The organism is Bifidobacterium callitrichidarum (assembly GCF_003129905.1).
GTDB classification, from domain to species: domain Bacteria; phylum Actinomycetota; class Actinomycetes; order Actinomycetales; family Bifidobacteriaceae; genus Bifidobacterium; species Bifidobacterium callitrichidarum.
Map to the genome: position 1 here is coordinate 1 of NZ_QFFM01000055.1, position 1,669 is coordinate 1,669.

The 1,669-nt window shown below is 54.2% G+C and carries 1 protein-coding gene and 2 pseudogenes; 2 read left to right on the forward strand and 1 reads right to left on the reverse strand.

Annotated features, from left to right (window positions below):
* Positions 1-98: 98 nt before the first annotated feature.
* Positions 99-1,118 (forward strand): annotated as a pseudogene (locus DF196_RS13060) (tetracycline resistance ribosomal protection protein); the annotation flags it as partial.
* A gap of 81 nt (positions 1,119-1,199) precedes the next feature.
* A pseudogene (locus DF196_RS13065) lies at positions 1,200-1,391 on the forward strand (helix-turn-helix domain-containing protein); the annotation flags it as partial.
* 26 nt (positions 1,392-1,417) lie between these two features.
* Here the strand turns inward: DF196_RS13065 and DF196_RS13070 are convergent.
* Positions 1,418-1,669 (reverse strand): amidohydrolase family protein (locus DF196_RS13070; protein WP_146194770.1); only part of this gene is annotated, 252 nt, incomplete at its 5' end.

Sequence of the window (1,669 nt, forward strand, 5' to 3'; positions counted from 1 at the left end):
CATACCCGGTGGCAACCATGCCCCAACACACATGTAAACCATGCCCCAAGAGACCCCGTCAACCATGCCCCAAGACACCTGTCAATTATGCCCCGAGACAATACATTCGGACAGACACCGCTTATCCGGGTGAAATTGTTATCCTTCCCAGCGACAGCGTGAGGTTAAACGATGTATTAGGGGACCCAACCCGGCTCCCTCGTAAAAGGTGGCGTGAGGACCCCCTCCCCATGCTGCGGACGTCGATTGCGCCGAAAACGGCAGCGCAAAGAGAACGGCTGCTGGACGCTCTTACGCAACTTGCGGATACTGACCCGCTTTTGCGCTGCGAGGTGGATTCCATCACCCATGAGATCATTCTTTCTTTTTTGGGCCGGGTGCAGTTGGAGGTTGTTTCCGCTTTGCTGTCGGAAAAATACAAGCTTGAAACAGTGGTAAAGGAACCCACCGTCATTTATATGGAGCGGCCGCTCAAAGCAGCCAGCCACACCATCCATATCGAGGTGCCGCCCAACCCGTTTTGGGCATCCATCGGACTGTCTGTTACACCACTCCCGCTTGGCTCCGGTGTACAATACGAGAGCCGGGTTTCGCTGGGATACTTGAACCAGAGTTTTCAAAACGCTGTCAGGGATGGTATCCGTTACGGGCTGGAGCAGGGCTTGTTCGGCTGGAACGTAACGGACTGTAAGATTTGCTTTGAATACGGGCTTTATTACAGTCCGGTCAGCACGCCGGCGGACTTCCGCTCATTGGCCCCGATTGTATTGGAACAGGCATTGAAGGAATCAGGGACGCAACTGCTGGAACCTTATCTCTCCTTCACCCTCTATGCGCCCCGGGAATATCTTTCCAGGGCTTATCATGATGCACCGAAATACTGTGCCACCATCGAAACGGTCCAGGTAAAAAAGGATGAAGTTGTCTTTACTGGCGAGATTCCCGCCCGCTGTATACAGGCATACCGTACTGATCTGGCCTTTTACACCAACGGGCAGAGCGTATGCCTTACAGAACTGAAAGGGTATCAGGCCGCTGTCGGCAAGCCAGTCATCCAGCCCCGCCGTCCAAACAGCCGCCTGGACAAGGTGCGCTATATGTTTCAGAAGATAATGTAACGTCTTGCGCAATGCAAGCGTTCATTGCTGGCTATTGCGAAATATCATTGATAAAATCAGTATCAGAGAGGAGAAACTATTTTGAACCAGGAACAGACGAATATTACAACAGGAAAGCAAATACGTCATCTGCGAACACAATTGGGAATGACACAGGAAGAACTAGCCGGGGAATTGAATGTTACCCGGCAGGCACTATCGAATTGGGAGAGAGATGTTAATGAACCCGATTTAAATATGTTGAAAAAAATTTGCTTTCTTTTTGGAGTCAACATGGACGATTTTGCGAAGGAGGTAATTTACTTCACCTGGCGGCCGGCGCACCAGACGTGCTGGGCGGTCCAGTCGGCGGGGTCGAGGAGGTTGAGGTCGGCGGCGTATCCGGGGGCGATGAGGCCGAGCGGAGCGCCGGTGACGGGGTTGACCCGGTCGAATCCGAAGGCGCGTGCCGGGGTGAGGGTGGCGGCCTCGACGGCGGCGACGGGGCTGAAGCCGAGTTCGTTGACCGCGCGCTGGACCGCGACCTCCAGGGTGAGCGTGGAGCCGGCGAT